We start from the raw sequence: 16,157 nt of genomic DNA on the forward strand, positions 1-16,157 counted from the left end.
ACTTCAAGCTTGAACTTGAATTGTATATTGAATATTACAATCACAAACGTATTAAAGGAAAATTAAAAGGATTGAGTCCGGTACAATACCGAATTCAATCCTCCGAAGCTGCTTAACTTAATAATGTCTAACTTTTTGGGGTCACTTCAGCTATTAGAAAGCGCTCTTTATTGCTATTTATTTTATAATAATCTGTTTAACTTTTATTTGTTGTTTATTAAATCGGTGCTCGTAAAAGCCCTCTATATAAAGCAATCCTTCTTCTCGGATTTTCCCGACAACCTGTTCATATTCTTTTGGGAACAAGGTTAAGGATACTGTTCCATACTCATCTTCCATTTGTACAAATGCCATCAATTCACCGCGCTTTGTGCGGAGCTGGCGCATTTCCTTGACTTGACCGATCATTTTTACAAATGCATTGTCTTTATGTTGCGCCAATGTTTGAACAGTTGCAGTTACTTCAGGGAATTGACTTCGTAATTTTACAATTGGATGGTCCGATAAATAAAAACCGAGCACATCCTTTTCGTATTGCAGCTTAATTTTTTCCGGTATTGGCGATGTTTCACTATATTTCGGTTTGCCAAATGCCAGTAATGCCCCTTCAAACAAGTCATCCCCGCCTGGACGTACAAAATCAGCCTGTTTTTGCGCGCCTTCAATAGTTGCAAGTAGTGTGGCACGATCTTTCCCGAATTCATCAAGTGCACCTGCTTTAATGAGCGGTTCGATAATTTTTCTGTTGAAATTTGCTGTCGTCAACGTCACCGCCAAATCAAAAATAGAATCAAACGGCTTTTGTCTTTCTTCACGTGCAAGTAACAGTTTTTGCATAAAAGGCTGTGGTACACCTTTAATGGCTGACAAACTAAATCGGATTTTCCCGCTTTCCACTTTAAAGTGACGCATACTTCGATTAATCGATGGTGGTAAAATTTCGATTCCCTTTGCTTTTGCCTCCATTAAAATTTGGGCAAGCTTGTCCGGGTTTCCTGTTGCATTTGTCAAAAGGGCAGCATAAAAATTCACAGGATAATTGGCTTTTAAGTACGCCATTTGATAAGAAATAATACTATAGGCAACGGCATGGCTTTTCGGGAAACCATAATCGGCAAAACGTACAATTAATGCATACACTTCTTCGGCTGCCTGCTGTGTATAGCCTTTTGTTAAGGCTCCTTTTACGAAAGAAGCTCGCTGCTGCTCCAACACGTCACGTTTCTTTTTACTCACAGCACGACGCAGCAAATCAGCCTGTCCAAAAGAAAAGCCCGCCATTATATTTGCAATTCGCATGATTTGCTCCTGATAAATAATAACGCCGTATGTCTCCTCCAAAATCGGTGTTAAATGCGGATGAGGCATAATTACCTGCTCTTTTTTGTGTTTTCTTCTTGCATACATCGGGATAAATTCCATTGGGCCCGGTCGATACAATGCATTGACCGCAACAATATCTAAAAAGTGGGTTGGTTTAATTTCACGTAGTGCATTTTTCATACCGTCCGACTCAAGCTGGAAAATGCCATTAGTATCGCCATTTTGTAAAAGCTCAAATGTTTTTTCATCATTGAGCGGAATGTGATTAAAATTAATTTGTTTATTATGGGTAAACTGAATCGATTTCCGTATTTGCTCTAAAATCGTTAAATTTCGGAGCCCTAAAAAGTCAATTTTCAACAGCCCGTTTTGCTCCACTTCTTGCATAGGCCACTGTGTTAAAAATATCCCGTCATGTCCTTCTTCAATTGGCACGACATCGACTAATGGAACAGGACTCAATACGACCCCCGCTGCGTGTGTTGACGCATTCCTTGGAAGTCCTTCCAATCGCAGAGATGTTTGAAACCATTTTTGACGGATAGGCTCCGCTGTAATCCATGCTCTCAAGTTTTCCGACATTGCATATGCTTCCTTCAATGTAATGCCAGGTTTATTCGGAATAAGCTTTGAAATCATTTCCAATGCTTCACTTTCAAAATTAAACATACGGGCTACATCTCGGGCAACCGCCTTCGCAGATAATGTACCGAACGTAATAATTTGCGCGACATATTGTTTGCCGTATTTTTTCGCCACATACTGAATGACTTCATGCCGTCTCGTATCTAAAAAGTCGATATCGATATCCGGCAATGTAATACGCTCTGGATTTAAAAAACGCTCAAACAGCAAATCGTATTGCAATGGATCCACCTGTGTAATCTCGAGTGCAAATGCAACAAGAGAAGATGCGGAAGAACCACGACCAGGACCTGTTAATATTTGGGCTTCACGAGCAAACTGCATAAAGTCGGCAACAATCAGAAAATAATCTGAGTAGCCCATCGACTGAATAACATGAAGCTCATAGTTCATCCGTTCAACATAATGACCCGGCAATGTATTCGTATTTAAACGTCGCTGTAAACCAGTCACTACTTGCTGCTGCAGCAAGTTTTCCGCCGTCTCCCCTTCTCCAACCGGAAACTTCGGCATATAAACATTATTTGTGTTTATTTCAATTTGACAGCTTAATAATAAATTTTCCAATTGTACGAGCCATTGTTGCTGATCATGAAATTTTTGCTGCCATTGTTCGGCTGTCAGTAAATGATTTTCCTGTTTATTACTCTGTACAGCATCATTCAGTTTAACACCGGTATGAATGGCCTGTGCCACTTCATAGGCAAAGAAGTCCTCTTCATTGAAAAACAGACTTTCATGTGTAGCAACAATTGGGAGAGCATTTTTTTCAGCGAGCTGGACTGCCGAACTCTCCAAACTTGCTGTTTCGGATAAACGGGAAATCCCGATATACACTTCATCCGGATAAGCCTTCATGAATTCTGCCAATACTGGCTCTGCCATTTGCTGTAACCATATTGCCTGCTGTTCGAGCGCGGGAATCATAAAAGCAATTCCTTTGCCATATGCGAGCAGCCATCGTAACGGAATCGTTTGCTCCGGGCGAATGGCGATACTGCTGGAAATTTTCAATAAATTACGGTATCCTTCATTTGTTTTTGCATATAAAACAAGCGGTAATGATTGTTCTTCTGTCAATTCAAGCTGAATCGTCAAGCCTACTACCGGATGAATACCTGCCCTTTTCAATTCAAACCAAAAAGGCAAAAGTCCGTACAATTTCGTATTAACAATTGCACAGCTTTTTGCCTTTTGATGATGTAAAAAAGGGATGAGCTCTTCTATACGAATTGTACTTTTCAATAAATCGGCACTTGTCCGTACTTGCGGATATACAGTCACCCGTCATCCCTCCATCATATTATTTATATTCACTGCAAATGACTTTCAAATCTTCAATTACTCGATCTGCCTCTTCCCAAGAGTAAGCTGTAGCACCGGATGCCAATGGATGTCCGCCACCATTATACTTTTTCGCAAGCCCGTTGATAACAGGACCTTTTGAACGCAAACGAACACGAATCGCATCATTGTCTTCAATGAACATCACCCATGCTCGGATATTCTTTACATTGCCCAATGAGCTGACTAATAGGGATGTTTCGGAAGGTGTAGCATCATATTGCTGTAAAATAGCTTTAGGTAATTTTATTGAGGCCGCCCCGTCTTCATCCATTTCAAAATGCTGGTATATATAACCTTGAAGATTTAATAGTTTGCGTTCCATTTCGTACATACCATCAAATACTTCGTTACGGTCGAAATTATATTGTACAAGTTGTCCTGCTGTTTCAAACGTTTTCGGGCTCGCACTCGGATATAAGAACCGCCCTGTATCACCGACAATTCCCGAAAATAACAGGCGTGCCGCTTCATCTGACATTTTCCAATCCGCATACGTCTTGCCTTCTTCATAGAGCTCATAAATCATCTCACTGCATGAACTGGCATCCGTATCCACCCATAATAAATCGCCATATGCATCATCATTTGGATGGTGGTCGATTTTAATTAGAAAGTCGCCATTTACATAGCGCTGATCATCAATACGTTCTGTATTCGCTGTGTCTGTCACAATAATCAGTGCCTTTTCAAACTGCGCATCTTCAATTTGCTGCGGAGAAGCCATGAAAGATAATGAGTCGTCATGCTCACCGACCGTGTATACCACTTTTTCGGGATAATTTGTGCGAATTAACTCAGCCAAACCTATTTGTGAACCGTATGCATCTGGATCCGGTCGTACATGGCGATGCAAAATAATTGTTTTATATTGTTTAATTTTGTCAATAATTTGACGTTTCAAAACATTTCCTCCTCGTCCATAATGAATACCTATATCATTTTCCATTAAAAATCGTTACAATATTTAGTAGTTTGGCTATTAGGAGGTTCACTATGGTCTATTTAAATTTTCTGTTTGTTGCCTGTATTATAGCGTCACTCGTATGTTATTTCTATTTTAAAACAAAGCAGTTCCGTTCGACACTGCCTATTCGTCGTAAATGGTATACTGCGAAAGCCGGAGTTGCGCTTGCCGCATTTCTCATCTTCTTTGGTCTTAATGCAACGATTCTGTATCCGGATATTTTAGGGTTTGCCGTTGCTGCTGTTTTCTTTATCATTGGTGCAGGTTTAGGTGTCAATAACTATAAACGCATGCAGCATGAAGGCCGATACATAAAAGAAGAATACGAATTAAACAGGTAAAAGAGCGGGGTCTGTCGAAAGCGTTTTACTTTCAGCAAGACCCTTTTTTATCGTTCTAATAGCTGGAATGTCATCATCGCTTTTCCAACAAGATTTGTCGCGCTGTATACTTCAAAATCCATTTTCACGAATTTACGGGACATGTCCAAAATTCTAGGACGGACTGTTAATACGCTTTCCATCTGTACGGGCTTAATGAAGTAAATGTTCATATTTTCAACTACCGCTTCCCCGCGCTTACGACGCTTCAATGCAAAAGCCCCGACTTCGGATAATAGGATTGTAAAGGCACCATATGAAATCGCACCAAACTGATTTGTCATTTGCGGTGTAACAGTAAATTCAACTTCAATGTCCTCTTCACCCATGACACGCATTTCATTTTTCACTAGATCATCAATCGTTTCGCCATGCTGAGGCTGACGCTGTGCTAACTGAATTGCCTTTAATACATCCTGACGACTGATAACCCCTTTTAATAGCCCTTCTTCATCAATGACAGGAAGCAAGTCGATTCCTTCCCAAATCATTCGGTGTCCTGCTGAAGCGACACTTGTTTTCATTGAAGCAGCAATCGGGTTCTTCGTCATTACTTTATCAATAGGCTCTGACTCTTCTTTCCCGATCACGTCCTTGCTCGTAATCATACCGACAAGTCTGTTTTGGCCTGTCACTACAGGGAAAGCCCCGTGTGTCGTACGACGGTTCTGTCTATGGAAATCGGCAATTGTATCATTATTTTTTAATACAGCTGTATCTTCCATCGGAACATACACATCTTCAATCAGTAAAATGTCTTTTTTAATCAATTGGTCATAGATGGCACGGTTAATCATCGTCGCCACCGTAAATGTATCATACGTTGTCGAAATAATCGGTAAATCCAATTCGTCGGCCAGGTCTTTATTCGATTCTGTTGTATCAAAACCGCCTGTAATTAATACTGCTGCCCCTGTTTTCAATGCATATTCATGGGCCTGTGTACGGTTTCCGACAATGAGCAAGCTCCCCGCATCTGTATAGCGCATCATATCATCAAGCTTCATCGCACCTATTACAAATTTCGTCAATGTTTTATGGAGACCTGATTTTCCACCTAATACTTGACCATCTATAATATTTACAATTTCAGCAAATGTTAAGCGTTCAATATTTTCTTTCTTTTTCTTTTCAATTCGAATCGTTCCTACACGTTCGATTGAGCTTACAAGACGTCGGTTTTCAGCTTCTTTAATCGCTCGGTAAGCTGTCCCTTCACTCACTTGCATTTCCTTTGCAATTTGACGAACCGAAATTTTATCGCCAACTGGTAGTGATTCAATGTATTGTAAAATCTTTTCGTGTTTCGTTGACAATTACATCACCTATTTCTCATCATTCATTTATGTCTTTAGTGTACCATATTTAAACGGCGCAATTATACTATTTTCAATACATATACCCGTATAATTGCTTATAAATGTAAGAAAAAGCTCATCAAATAAATAAGACAAACTGCCCAACAAAATATCTTGTGGGCAGTTTGAGTTTTTAGCACAAATAGTATCAAATTGATTGCGTCAGCAGTAAATTAGAATTTCACATATTCCCCTGGCTGCAATACTTGTACTTCTGCGTCTTCAACAAGATTCGCAAAGGCAGCCGGATTTTGTTCAATCGGCGGGAATGTATTGTAGTGGACAGGCACAACAATTTTCGGTTTTAATAACGAAACCGCATAAGCTGCATCTTCAGGTCCCATCGTAAAGTTGTCGCCAATCGGTAAAAAAGCAATGTCAATTGGATGACGTTTCCCGATTAACTCCATATCTCCAAATAATGCTGTATCACCAGCATGGTAAATTGTTTTTCCCTCTGCCGTAAATAAAATTCCGGCCGGCATTCCCGTATAGATAATTTCATTGTTTTCCGTTACGTATGACGAACCATGAAACGCCTGTGTAAATTTCACTTTTCCAAATTCAAATTGGCGTGCACCACCAATATGCATATTGTGTACTTTGCACCCTTGCCAGCCTAAATAGTCTGCAAGCTCATTTGGTGCAACTACAAGTGCATCATGCGCTTTAGCTAATTGTACAGTATCACCAACATGATCATTATGACCATGCGTCAATAAAATGACATCCGGTTTTTCATTTTCAACCTTTAAATCTGTTTGTCCATTCCCATTAATGAAAGGATCAATTAAAATCGTTGTCCCGTTTGTCACAATTTTTACGACGGAATGTCCGTGAAATGAAATCTGCATTTAACATACCTCCTAAAATAACCTTCCTTGTATCATTCGATAAATATGCACAATTCTCCTTTTTTTGATATGCTTATACCGCGAATTCAATAATTGAATAACAAAGGAGTTTTATACAATGTCGAAATTAAAACAATTACAAAATCATTTAAAAGAAAATGGTTGGGATGCTGCTTTTATTACAACACCTGATAATGTCTTTTACTTTTCCGGTTTTAAAAGTGAGCCGCATGAACGGTTACTTGGTGTTATGGTATTTAAGGACGCGGAGCCGTTTTTAATTTGCCCGAAAATGGAAATGCCTGATGCAGTCGCTGCAGGATGGACCTTCGATGTTGTCGGACATGAAGATACAGAAAATGCCTGGGATGTTGTTGCAAAAAATGTCGCGGCTCGCAACGTTGCCTTCGACACATTGGCTATCGAGAAATCTCATTTAACGGTTGAACGTTTAGAAGCAATTCAAGAACGTTATGAGCAATTGAAATTTGTAAGTATTGATGAAAAAATTAACGCGCTTCGTATTTCCAAAGATGAAGTGGAACTTGAAAAATTACGTAAAGCTGCCCAATTAGCGGACTATGCAATTCAAGTTGGCTGTGACGCAATTGCAGAAGGCGTAACAGAAATGGAAATTTTAAATACAATCGAATCGGCTATTAAAGCAAAAGGCTATGCAATGAGTTTCGAAACGATGGTATTGGCTGGAGAAAAAGCAGCTTCTCCACATGGAACACCAGGAAACCGCAAAATTAAAAAAGGCGACTTAATCTTATTTGACCTAGGGGTTATTTACGAAGGGTATTGTTCGGATATTACGCGAACAGTAGCATTCGGTCAGCCAAATGACGAGCAAATTGAAATTTATAATGCTGTTCGCCGTGCAAACGAAGCAGCAATTGAGGCGGTTAAACCAGGAGTCCGCGCTATGGACTTGGATAAAATTGCCCGTGATGTTATTACAGATGCAGGCTATGGCCAATACTTTACACACCGTTTAGGCCACGGTCTTGGTATTTCTGTTCACGAATTCCCGTCGATCAACGGCGCCAACGAATTCGTTCTAAATGAAGGTACAGTATTTACAATTGAACCTGGCATTTATAAAACAGATGCTGCAGGCGTTCGTATCGAAGACGATGTCGTTGTAACAAATGATGGTGTGGAAGTACTTACATCATTCACAAAAGAACTTGTAATTTTATAAAATTAAACTTCGATTAGTAGGGGCATCATCCCCTTTACCGCTACACTTTCGCGTACTACTCATTAATGCGGGACAAATTATTAAACAAGTAAATTGTATAGAAACTATTAAATTTGCATATACTATAGCGAGCAGTCCTTTACAGAGGTCTGCTCGCTTTTAAATTTTGGTAGGCGTTTCAACCAATTATCCACTTTACAATTTTTAACTTGTTTTCTAAAAGCAAAAATGAGGAATAGACGATTAATTACTTAAAAATAACCGAAAGGAAGTGGTGCATTATGAAAAAATGGTCATTTACAACGCTACTTATAATTGTGCTTACACTATCGCCAATAAGTCAAATTGAATGGAATACGGAAGCCGAAGCGAGTCAAACAAGTAAGGTAAATAATGAAGTCATTTCAAATAGTGCATTGCCGAACAAAACGGTAAAGGAAAAAGCTCCTGTCTCGAATACAGGCTTTATGCCAAAAGTAAATCGCAGCTATACGTATAAACCATCGTTCGAAGATGCCGGACAAAAAACATATACCGCTTCAAAAAATAAAGCGATCGAAAACTCGGTAGAATTGTTGGAAGAAGACTATATCGGCTATACGTATATTGAAGATCAGCAGCAGCTTGCATTAGGAGTTGCCTATTCAGATATATTTTTCTTCTCATTAAGCTACCCGATGAAAGAAAAGACAACAATTACCGATACGAATTATTTATATGACGGTACTACGGAAACAACACCCGTTTACGTTGAAAGCACAAATGCAACAGTTAAAACAAAAGCAGGAACATTCCGTAATGTAGTAGTCTTAAAATATCCAAACGGCTCGAAAATCTACTTAGCAAAAGATCACGGTATTATCCGCATTACCGATTTTGAAGGTAATATTACAACTGAGTTAATCTCGGTTAAATAAAATGACCACATAAAAAAATCCGCTGCGTTTGGTTTTGCCAATCGTAGCGGATTTTATTATTGCTGTGAAATGCTTATTAATTTAATCCTGTCAGTGCACCTAAAACATCTTCTACTTCTGCATATGACAGCCCTTGCGCGTCTGCTACTGCACGGTATACAACTTTACCGTCTAATGTATTAACGCCGCGTTTTAATGCCAGGTTGTCCAGGCATGCACGTAAAAAGCCTTTATTCGCAATTTGTAATGCATAAGGAACTGTATTGTTTGTTAACGCTATTGTCGACGTACGTGGAACCGCGCCTGGCATATTTGCCACCGTATAGTGGACAACACCATATTTAACAAATGTAGGATTGTCATGTGTTGTTACTTTTTCAGATGTTGCAAAACAGCCGCCTTGATCGATTGCAATATCAACAACAACAGATCCAGGTGACATCGATTGAATCATTTCCTCCGTAACCAATTTTGGTGCCTTCGCTCCTGGAATCAGCACTGAGCCAATTACTAAATCAGCAGAACGAACAGCATCTGCAATATTATAAGGATTTGAAATTAATGTTTGAACATCTCGACCGAATAAATCATCAAGTTGGCGTAATCGTTCTGGATTTAAATCGATAATCGTAACATCCGCTCCCATGCCGACTGCTACTTTAGCTGCATTTGTTCCCGCAATACCACCGCCGATTACTGTTACTTTACTGCGAGGGACACCTGATACACCACCAAGCAAGATGCCTTTACCGCCTGGCAGCTTTTCTAAATAATGTGCGCCGATCTGTGTTGCCATTTTACCTGCAACTTCACTCATCGGTGTTAATAATGGTAAAGAACCGTTCGGTAATTGAACTGTTTCATAGGCAATACCGATTACTCGATTTTCAAGTAAAGCTTTAGTCAATTCAGGCTCCGGAGCTAAATGTAAGTACGTAAATAGTATTAATCCTTCACGGAAATACTTGTATTCACTTTGTACAGGTTCTTTTACTTTTAAAACCATTTCTCCTGCCCATGCTTCAGCCGCTGTTTGTACAATATGGGCACCAGCGTCAATATAGTCCTGATCCGTAAATGCAGATCCTAATCCTGCACCTGTTTCAATATATACTTCATGACCATTTGCGATTAATGACAATACCCCTGCTGGTGTCATCGCAACTCGATTTTCGTTGTTCTTTATTTCTTTCGGTACCCCTATTTTCAACGTAATTCCTCCCTTTAACAATCACTTAGAAATATGATTAACATAAATCAAATCCATTTTACCAATTTTACCCGCAAATTAGTAGAGGATTTTGAATGTAAATTCTATTCTGAATAATGAATCGTTAATCATATCTTACTCCTGTATAGAAACTGGCAATATATTGCTGAAAAAAATTTTTTATAATAGTTAAAAAAATTTTTTACATAAATCCAAACTTTGTGACCATTTCATGGAAGTTATTGTATTTCACCTATTTTTCGGCGCAGGAATTATGTTCTTTGAAAAATTATTTGGTATAATATAGTTATAGATAATTAGGAGGTATGGAAAATGGCAAACCATTATAAAAGCATTGTAGTAGCAGTAGACGGCTCGAAAGAAGCAGAATATGCATTCCGTAAATCAATCGATGTTGCAAAACGCAATGAAGGTGCAACAATCAACCTAGTAAATGTTATCGATACACGTTCTTTTGCAGCTATAGAAGCTTATGACCGTTCAATTGCTGAGCGTGCTCAACAACATTCCGAGGAATTGTTAAACGGCTACAAAAAGCAAGCTGAAGCAGAAGGCGTTGAAAACGTTAATCTGATTATTGAATATGGCTCTCCTAAAAATATTATTACAAAAGATCTTTCAAATGTTGTAGAAGCAGATTTAATTATCTGTGGCGCAACTGGTTTAAATGCTGTTGAACGTTTCCTGATCGGTTCTGTATCAGAAGCAATCGTACGTTCAGCTACATGTGACGTTTTAGTAATCCGTACACCCGAGTGATTTAAATAAGTAAAATACAAAATGCCATCTTCTCAATTTGAGTCGATGGCATTTATTATTATCGTTTCTGATTATTGCTTTCTTTCCACATGCGTACTTTTTCGAAGAACATCGCCAGAGCGTCACGGTTTGACATATTCGGTACTTTTGCCAATAAAACCTCACGCGGCGCTTTTAACTGCTCACTTTGCTTTTGTAAAATTAAAATACTTTTCTCATGTGCTTTTGATGAGAACAGGTTGTCAGGCAATTGGATGACTGCCTGAATCCATGCATGTCCTTTAATATACTGGTGAAGCTGTTTTGCCTGATCTGATTCAAATAAATTTGCCGGAATCAGGAAAAATCCAAAGCCACCTTCTTTTGTATAATTTAAAGATTGCTCGATAAACAGATGGTGTGCGTAGCTCATTCCTTCTGCCGCGCATAATTCATAGTCAAGTGCTACTTCTTCATTCGGATAATATCCTACAGGTAAGTCGCAAACCACCGCATCTGCTGGATCGACTAACAGTTTTTCCAGCGCATCTTGACGGAATAATGTAACAGGTTGTTGGATCAGGTCTCCTGTCGCTGCTGCTAGTCGAATTAAGAGATCATCAACTTCCACTCCTGAAGCTGTCACTTTTCCTTCCAATGCATTCATGACTGTAAAGAGTAAATTCCCTGTACCGAGTGCCGGGTCAACAATTGAAATCGTCCGTTCCGATAATTCCTGGTCAAAGCATTGCTCTACAAAGTGGCTTACAATCAGCCCCAGAGTATCCGGTGTCATTTGGTGATTCGGCTGGGCACTTTTACGCATCCCCTTTAAAATCGCGATTTGGATCGCTTTACGCATATCTTCCTTCGTCGCACCTTGGACTTGCCATTCAAATTTCCCGTCCAATGTATCTTCCAGTGTTTGCAGTAAAGCTTCCAAATAATCCTGCTCTTGCTGCCCTGCAATATTTTCTGCGTTGTCATTAATATATTTAAAAATTTGTTCAAACTTTTCCATTAGACTAACTCCCTCATTCCATTCATTTGGATTTTTCGCCTGCTTACGACATATCCACTAAATGAACAACCCACTCAATGATTAATCATTGAGTGGGTGTTAATTATACATGTAATTACTTTACAACAAAATCGTTCAAAACGAAATTATTTTGCAAGAGCTTTTACTGCTTCAATCGCAGCATCATAATTCGGGTGGTCTGTACCTTCTGGAACATATTCCACATAAGCAACTTTGCCAGTTTCATCAACAACAAAAATTGAACGTGCTAAAAGGCGTAATTCTTTCATATGTACGCCATATGCTTCACCGAATGATGCATCGCGGTGGTCTGATACTGTTACAACATTATCGATACCCGCAGCTCCACACCAACGTTTTTGAGCAAATGGTAAATCCATTGACACTGTGTAAATTACAACATTGTCGCCTAAGTTAGCCGCCGCTTCGTTAAAAGTACGCGTTTGCTTATCACAAACACCTGTTTCCAATGAAGGAACAACTGAGAATAATCGAATTTTACCTTCAGAATCTTTTAAAGTTACTTCTGATAAATCGTTTGCAACCACTGTGAAATCCGGTGCTTGATCACCAACTTTTACCTCATTACCGATTAGTGTTACTGGACTGTTTTTAAATGTTACTTGTGCCATATTAAACGCCTCCTTTATATTCCCTAATATTACTAAAAAAGATTTAGCAATTGCAACTAACTGAGCTTATATTCATTAAATAAAGAAATTAAAAAGAAAAGAGCTGTTTTTATAAGACGAATCTTACAAAACAGCTCTTCTCTTGCTTAGAAGGTGTCGATAGTAAATTATTTCCCCTTCTATTCATTTTCAAACATCTTTTGTATAAATATTTTCATGAACAACGACCGTATCCGCAAAATAATCGGCAATACTCTTATTGTTCGGTGAAAAGGCTACGATTAAATACGGCAAGTATAACAATGTGCCGTTGATAAATCGGCCTACCCCTTCACGAAATAGCACGGTCATCCAATCTAGCGCTTCCCCGTCATCTTTTTCAACCTTTATTCCAAACGTCATCTTCCCTAAGGTTTGCTTGAAAAATTTTGTCATGAGCACAAAATAAGCGTAGAAAATAATTCCCGAAAGAATTGTCATCGGCGCGTACCACACATCGCTGGCAACACTCCAATTCATCAATGCAAATACCGGCTTAATCGAGACGCCGATAATGGCACTTATAACAATTGAATCCAACAGGAATGCCCAGAAGCGCATCCAGAAGCCGGCTGTTTTTTGTTTAATAGAAGGCGGCTTTACGACAGATGCTTCATCCACTACTTCGATTATGTCAGTCATCGTAATCCCTCCTATTAGTAGTCACCATATAAATACATCATACGAGGCGAATTTGTCGTTGAAATAATTTTGGACAATACTTCAGACTCAGCAGATGGTCGCAGCATAGAACCTAGTTTTACACCTAATAAAGAACCCCAGCTTGATGTATCCATTGTATATTCAAACAGCTCTGCATCTTCCAATCCGAAATCTTTACGTAATGCATTAATTGTCGTTTCTTCATTTCCAATTTCATCCACCAACCCTGCTCGCAGTGCCTGAGTACCGCCTAATACACGGCCATCCGCCACTTTCTTCACTTGCGCTTCAGACATATTACGCCCAGCTTCGATAATATCGACAAAATGATCATATGATTCATCAATCATTTCCTGCAGCATCGCAAGTTCCTCTTTTGTAGAAGGTCGTACACCGCCAAACATGTCTTTATGTTCGCCTGATTTGATTGTTTCAAACTCTACACCGAAATTTTCGGCTAATTTCCCATAATTAATCGATTGCATAATCACACCGATTGAACCGGTAATTGTTTCTCGTTGTGCAAAAATCTTATCTGCTGGTGCTGAAATATAATAACCTCCGGAAGCAGCCATTGATCCCATTGATACATAAATCGGGATTTGTTTTTCCTCTTTTATTTTCAATAGTTTTTGGTAAATTTCCTCTGATTCAATGACACCGCCACCTGGAGTGTTTACAGATAATACAACCCCTTTAATTGTATCATCTTCCAGTACAGCATCCAATTGTTCCATAAACTGCTGGTGGTTGTAATCAACCGTTTCCCAAATACTTGGTTCTCCTACATCCTGGATTACGCCATCTACCGTTAAATGCGCAATTCGATTCGTTAAGTCTCCCGTTTCCACTACGTTTTCGTATGTGAGCGATTCCGTACCCATCAAATTGTCGATACTAGTAAAGAAATCGGTCTTGAAAATCGAAATAATCGTATTGATCCCAATAGAGAAAAATAATAATACGGCAGCAATAATGAGTGCCACAACTCGTTTTGTATTCATTTTCACGCCTCCTCAATATATGTACGAAACTATTTTACAAAAAGTTTCATCGAAAACCATTTCCTACAGCGATTTTGACATAATCCCACTTGATTAAGCAACCATACTTTAGGTTTTATCACATGGTGAAGCCTCATTTCTATTAATTCAGCTCGGTTTAAACATGAAAACCGGCAGAAAAAAAGGCGGCAAATTTCGCCACCTTTTATTCATTACCCGGGAAATATTTGTCGAGCAATGGTATTTCCCTTACTTTACACGCAATTCAACTCGACGGATTTTCCCTGAAATTGTTTTAGGTAATTCATCTAAAAACTCTATAATTCGAGGATATTTATATGGTGCTGTCAGCTGTTTTACATGATTTTGCAGATCTTCTACAATTGTTGGGCTTTCTTTTAATGTGACATCTTTAAGGACGACAAATGCTTTTACAACATTCCCTCGTATTTCATCCGGACTTGCAACAACAGCACATTCCTGTACAGCAGGGTGCTTCGTTAAAGCATCCTCAACTTCAAATGGCCCAATTGTATAACCTGATGAAATAATAATGTCATCATTACGGCCTTCAAACCAGAAATAGCCGTCTTCATCCTTTATCGCTCGGTCGCCTGTTACATACCAATCCCCGCGATATTGAATCGATGTACGTTCAGGATCTTTATAATACCCTTTAAATAGTGCAGGTGTCGATTTGTGTACTGCGATATCACCAACTTCACCTGCCGGGACAGTCTCACCATCTTCATTGATTAAATCAATGATATTTCCCGGAGTCGGTTTTCCCATCGAGCCGGGACGCAATTCCATGTTTAACAATGTTCCGATCAATAATGTATTTTCTGTTTGGCCATAGCCATCACGGACAGTTAACTGATGTTCACGTTCGAACGTTTCAATTACTTCACGGTTTAATGGCTCACCTGCCGAGACAGCGCTGCGCAATGAAGTTAAATTAAATGTATTTAACTGATCTAACTTCGCCATCATTCGATATTCTGTCGGTGTACAGCAAAGCACATTGATGTGTTGCTGCTCAATTAACTGTAAAAACTGTTTAGGGTCAAACTTCCCTTTGTATACAAATCCTGTTGCGCCACTGCCTAATACAGCAAGAAACGGACTCCAAATCCATTTTTGCCATCCTGGAGCTGCAGTTGCCCATACCGTATCACCATCACGTACGCCAAGCCACTCCGCAGCCGTTGTACGTAAATGTGCATATCCCCATCCATGTGAGTGCATTACAGCTTTAGGATTTCCTGTTGTGCCTGATGTATAGGCTAAAAAAGCAAGATCATGTGCTGTCGTCTCAACAGAATCGAACTCGTTTGACTGTTGCTCTGCAAGCGCCATTAATGAAGTCCATCCTTCTTTTTCTTTTCCGATAATAAAGCATTCTACATTCGCTAAATTTTCTACATGTTCAAATTCATTTACGAATTGTTCCATCACGATAATCGCCTTAGCCTCGGAATGATTTAGTCGATAATCAATATCTTTAGCTCGCAGCAACTCCGAACTTGGAATAATGACCAATCCTGCTTTTAATGCTCCAATATAAGAAACATATGCTTCTAAACAGCGAGGCAGCATAATTAAAATGACATCACCTTTTTTTAGTCCTTGTGCATAAAAAGCATTCGCTGCCTGATTTGCTCTTTGTAGTAACTCTTTGTATGTATAACGCTCTTGGTGTCCATTTTCTTCCTGAAAAATTAATGCTGTTTTCGATCCTTTATTATCGTGTTTTTCAAATTCATTCACAATATTATAAATTTCCGGTGCAACTAATTGATTTTCATTCATT

At 39.1% G+C, this 16,157-nt stretch carries 15 protein-coding genes; 5 read left to right on the forward strand and 10 right to left on the reverse strand.

The window, feature by feature from the left end; translation table 11 throughout:
• The coding region (locus tag CBM15_RS17105; RefSeq protein WP_140405563.1) for an IS3 family transposase at nt 1–116 on the forward strand (116 nt) is incomplete at its 5' end.
• A gap of 61 nt (nt 117–177) precedes the next feature.
• On the opposite strand, the gene dnaE is transcribed toward CBM15_RS17105, so the two are convergent.
• On the reverse strand, nt 178–3,252 hold the full coding sequence (dnaE, locus tag CBM15_RS17110; RefSeq protein ID WP_087618413.1) for a DNA polymerase III subunit alpha: 3,075 nt from the start codon (nt 3,250–3,252) through the stop codon (nt 178–180).
• Nucleotides 3,253–3,271: 19 nt separating this feature from the next.
• The gene (locus tag CBM15_RS17115; RefSeq protein ID WP_014823114.1) at nt 3,272–4,216 is read right to left on the reverse strand and encodes a DHH family phosphoesterase; all 945 of its coding nucleotides are present in this window, start codon (nt 4,214–4,216) and stop codon (nt 3,272–3,274) included.
• Between the two features lie 92 nt (nt 4,217–4,308).
• Here CBM15_RS17115 and CBM15_RS17120 point away from each other — a divergent pair, with 92 nt between their 5' ends.
• Nucleotides 4,309–4,620 carry a YtpI family protein gene (locus tag CBM15_RS17120; RefSeq protein WP_087618414.1) on the forward strand — a complete coding sequence of 104 codons (312 nt, stop codon included), beginning with the start codon at nt 4,309–4,311 and terminating at the stop codon, nt 4,618–4,620.
• Nucleotides 4,621–4,667: 47 nt separating this feature from the next.
• Here CBM15_RS17120 and CBM15_RS17125 read toward each other — a convergent pair whose 3' ends face one another.
• The gene (locus CBM15_RS17125) at nt 4,668–5,975 is read right to left on the reverse strand and encodes a DRTGG domain-containing protein (protein WP_087618415.1); all 1,308 of its coding nucleotides are present in this window, start codon (nt 5,973–5,975) and stop codon (nt 4,668–4,670) included.
• 215 nt (nt 5,976–6,190) lie between these two features.
• Nucleotides 6,191–6,871 (reverse strand): metal-dependent hydrolase, encoded by a 681-nt coding sequence (locus CBM15_RS17130; protein WP_087618416.1) that lies wholly within the window; start codon nt 6,869–6,871, stop codon nt 6,191–6,193.
• 118 nt (nt 6,872–6,989) lie between these two features.
• Between CBM15_RS17130 and CBM15_RS17135 the strand changes: the two genes are divergently transcribed.
• Nucleotides 6,990–8,078 carry a M24 family metallopeptidase gene (locus tag CBM15_RS17135; protein WP_087618417.1) on the forward strand — a complete coding sequence of 363 codons (1,089 nt, stop codon included), beginning with the start codon at nt 6,990–6,992 and terminating at the stop codon, nt 8,076–8,078.
• Between the two features lie 281 nt (nt 8,079–8,359).
• Nucleotides 8,360–8,995, forward strand: coding sequence for a 5,10-methylene tetrahydromethanopterin reductase (locus CBM15_RS17140; RefSeq protein WP_087618418.1), 636 nt, complete (start codon nt 8,360–8,362; stop codon nt 8,993–8,995).
• Between the two features lie 76 nt (nt 8,996–9,071).
• On the opposite strand, the gene ald is transcribed toward CBM15_RS17140, so the two are convergent.
• Nucleotides 9,072–10,205: an alanine dehydrogenase gene (gene ald / locus CBM15_RS17145; RefSeq protein WP_014823109.1), complete on the reverse strand. Its 1,134-nt coding sequence runs from the start codon at nt 10,203–10,205 to the stop codon at nt 9,072–9,074.
• A 333-nt stretch (nt 10,206–10,538) separates the two neighbouring features.
• Between ald and CBM15_RS17150 the strand changes: the two genes are divergently transcribed.
• Nucleotides 10,539–10,985, forward strand: a complete 447-nt coding sequence (locus CBM15_RS17150; RefSeq protein WP_008407782.1) for a universal stress protein — start codon at nt 10,539–10,541, stop codon at nt 10,983–10,985.
• A 58-nt stretch (nt 10,986–11,043) separates the two neighbouring features.
• On the opposite strand, the gene CBM15_RS17155 is transcribed toward CBM15_RS17150, so the two are convergent.
• From CBM15_RS17155 to mbcS, 5 genes are all read right to left on the reverse strand, one after another.
• Nucleotides 11,044–11,985 (reverse strand): class I SAM-dependent methyltransferase, encoded by a 942-nt coding sequence (locus tag CBM15_RS17155; protein WP_087618419.1) that lies wholly within the window; start codon nt 11,983–11,985, stop codon nt 11,044–11,046.
• A gap of 146 nt (nt 11,986–12,131) precedes the next feature.
• Entirely contained in the window at nt 12,132–12,638 is a 507-nt protein-coding gene (gene tpx, locus CBM15_RS17160; protein WP_014823107.1) for a thiol peroxidase, read from the reverse strand.
• A 189-nt stretch (nt 12,639–12,827) separates the two neighbouring features.
• Nucleotides 12,828–13,319 (reverse strand): RDD family protein, encoded by a 492-nt coding sequence (locus tag CBM15_RS17165; protein ID WP_087618420.1) that lies wholly within the window; start codon nt 13,317–13,319, stop codon nt 12,828–12,830.
• A gap of 14 nt (nt 13,320–13,333) precedes the next feature.
• Nucleotides 13,334–14,344 (reverse strand): signal peptide peptidase SppA, encoded by a 1,011-nt coding sequence (gene sppA, locus CBM15_RS17170; RefSeq protein ID WP_087618421.1) that lies wholly within the window; start codon nt 14,342–14,344, stop codon nt 13,334–13,336.
• Between the two features lie 249 nt (nt 14,345–14,593).
• Nucleotides 14,594–16,156 carry an acyl-CoA synthetase MbcS gene (gene mbcS / locus CBM15_RS17175; RefSeq protein ID WP_087618422.1) on the reverse strand — a complete coding sequence of 521 codons (1,563 nt, stop codon included), beginning with the start codon at nt 16,154–16,156 and terminating at the stop codon, nt 14,594–14,596.
• Nucleotide 16,157 lies beyond the last annotated feature (1 nt).

It is taken from the genome of Solibacillus kalamii (genome assembly GCF_002174535.1).
Lineage (GTDB): Bacteria > Bacillota > Bacilli > Bacillales_A > Planococcaceae > Solibacillus > Solibacillus silvestris.

Excerpts from the sequence above, each read along its gene's own strand:
- CBM15_RS17120 (WP_087618414.1), top strand. The coding sequence starts at position 4,309 with ATGGTCTATTTAAATTTTCTGTTTGTTGCCTGTATTATAGCGTCACTC.
- CBM15_RS17130 (WP_087618416.1), bottom strand. The coding sequence starts at position 6,871 with ATGCAGATTTCATTTCACGGACATTCCGTCGTAAAAATTGTGACAAAC.
- CBM15_RS17135 (WP_087618417.1), top strand. The coding sequence starts at position 6,990 with ATGTCGAAATTAAAACAATTACAAAATCATTTAAAAGAAAATGGTTGG.
- CBM15_RS17140 (WP_087618418.1), top strand. The coding sequence starts at position 8,360 with ATGAAAAAATGGTCATTTACAACGCTACTTATAATTGTGCTTACACTA.
- CBM15_RS17150 (WP_008407782.1), top strand. The coding sequence starts at position 10,539 with ATGGCAAACCATTATAAAAGCATTGTAGTAGCAGTAGACGGCTCGAAA.
- CBM15_RS17155 (WP_087618419.1), bottom strand. The coding sequence starts at position 11,985 with ATGGAAAAGTTTGAACAAATTTTTAAATATATTAATGACAACGCAGAA.
- tpx (WP_014823107.1), bottom strand. The coding sequence starts at position 12,638 with ATGGCACAAGTAACATTTAAAAACAGTCCAGTAACACTAATCGGTAAT.
- CBM15_RS17165 (WP_087618420.1), bottom strand. The coding sequence starts at position 13,319 with ATGACTGACATAATCGAAGTAGTGGATGAAGCATCTGTCGTAAAGCCG.
- sppA (WP_087618421.1), bottom strand. The coding sequence starts at position 14,344 with ATGAATACAAAACGAGTTGTGGCACTCATTATTGCTGCCGTATTATTA.
- mbcS (WP_087618422.1), bottom strand. The coding sequence starts at position 16,156 with ATGAATGAAAATCAATTAGTTGCACCGGAAATTTATAATATTGTGAAT.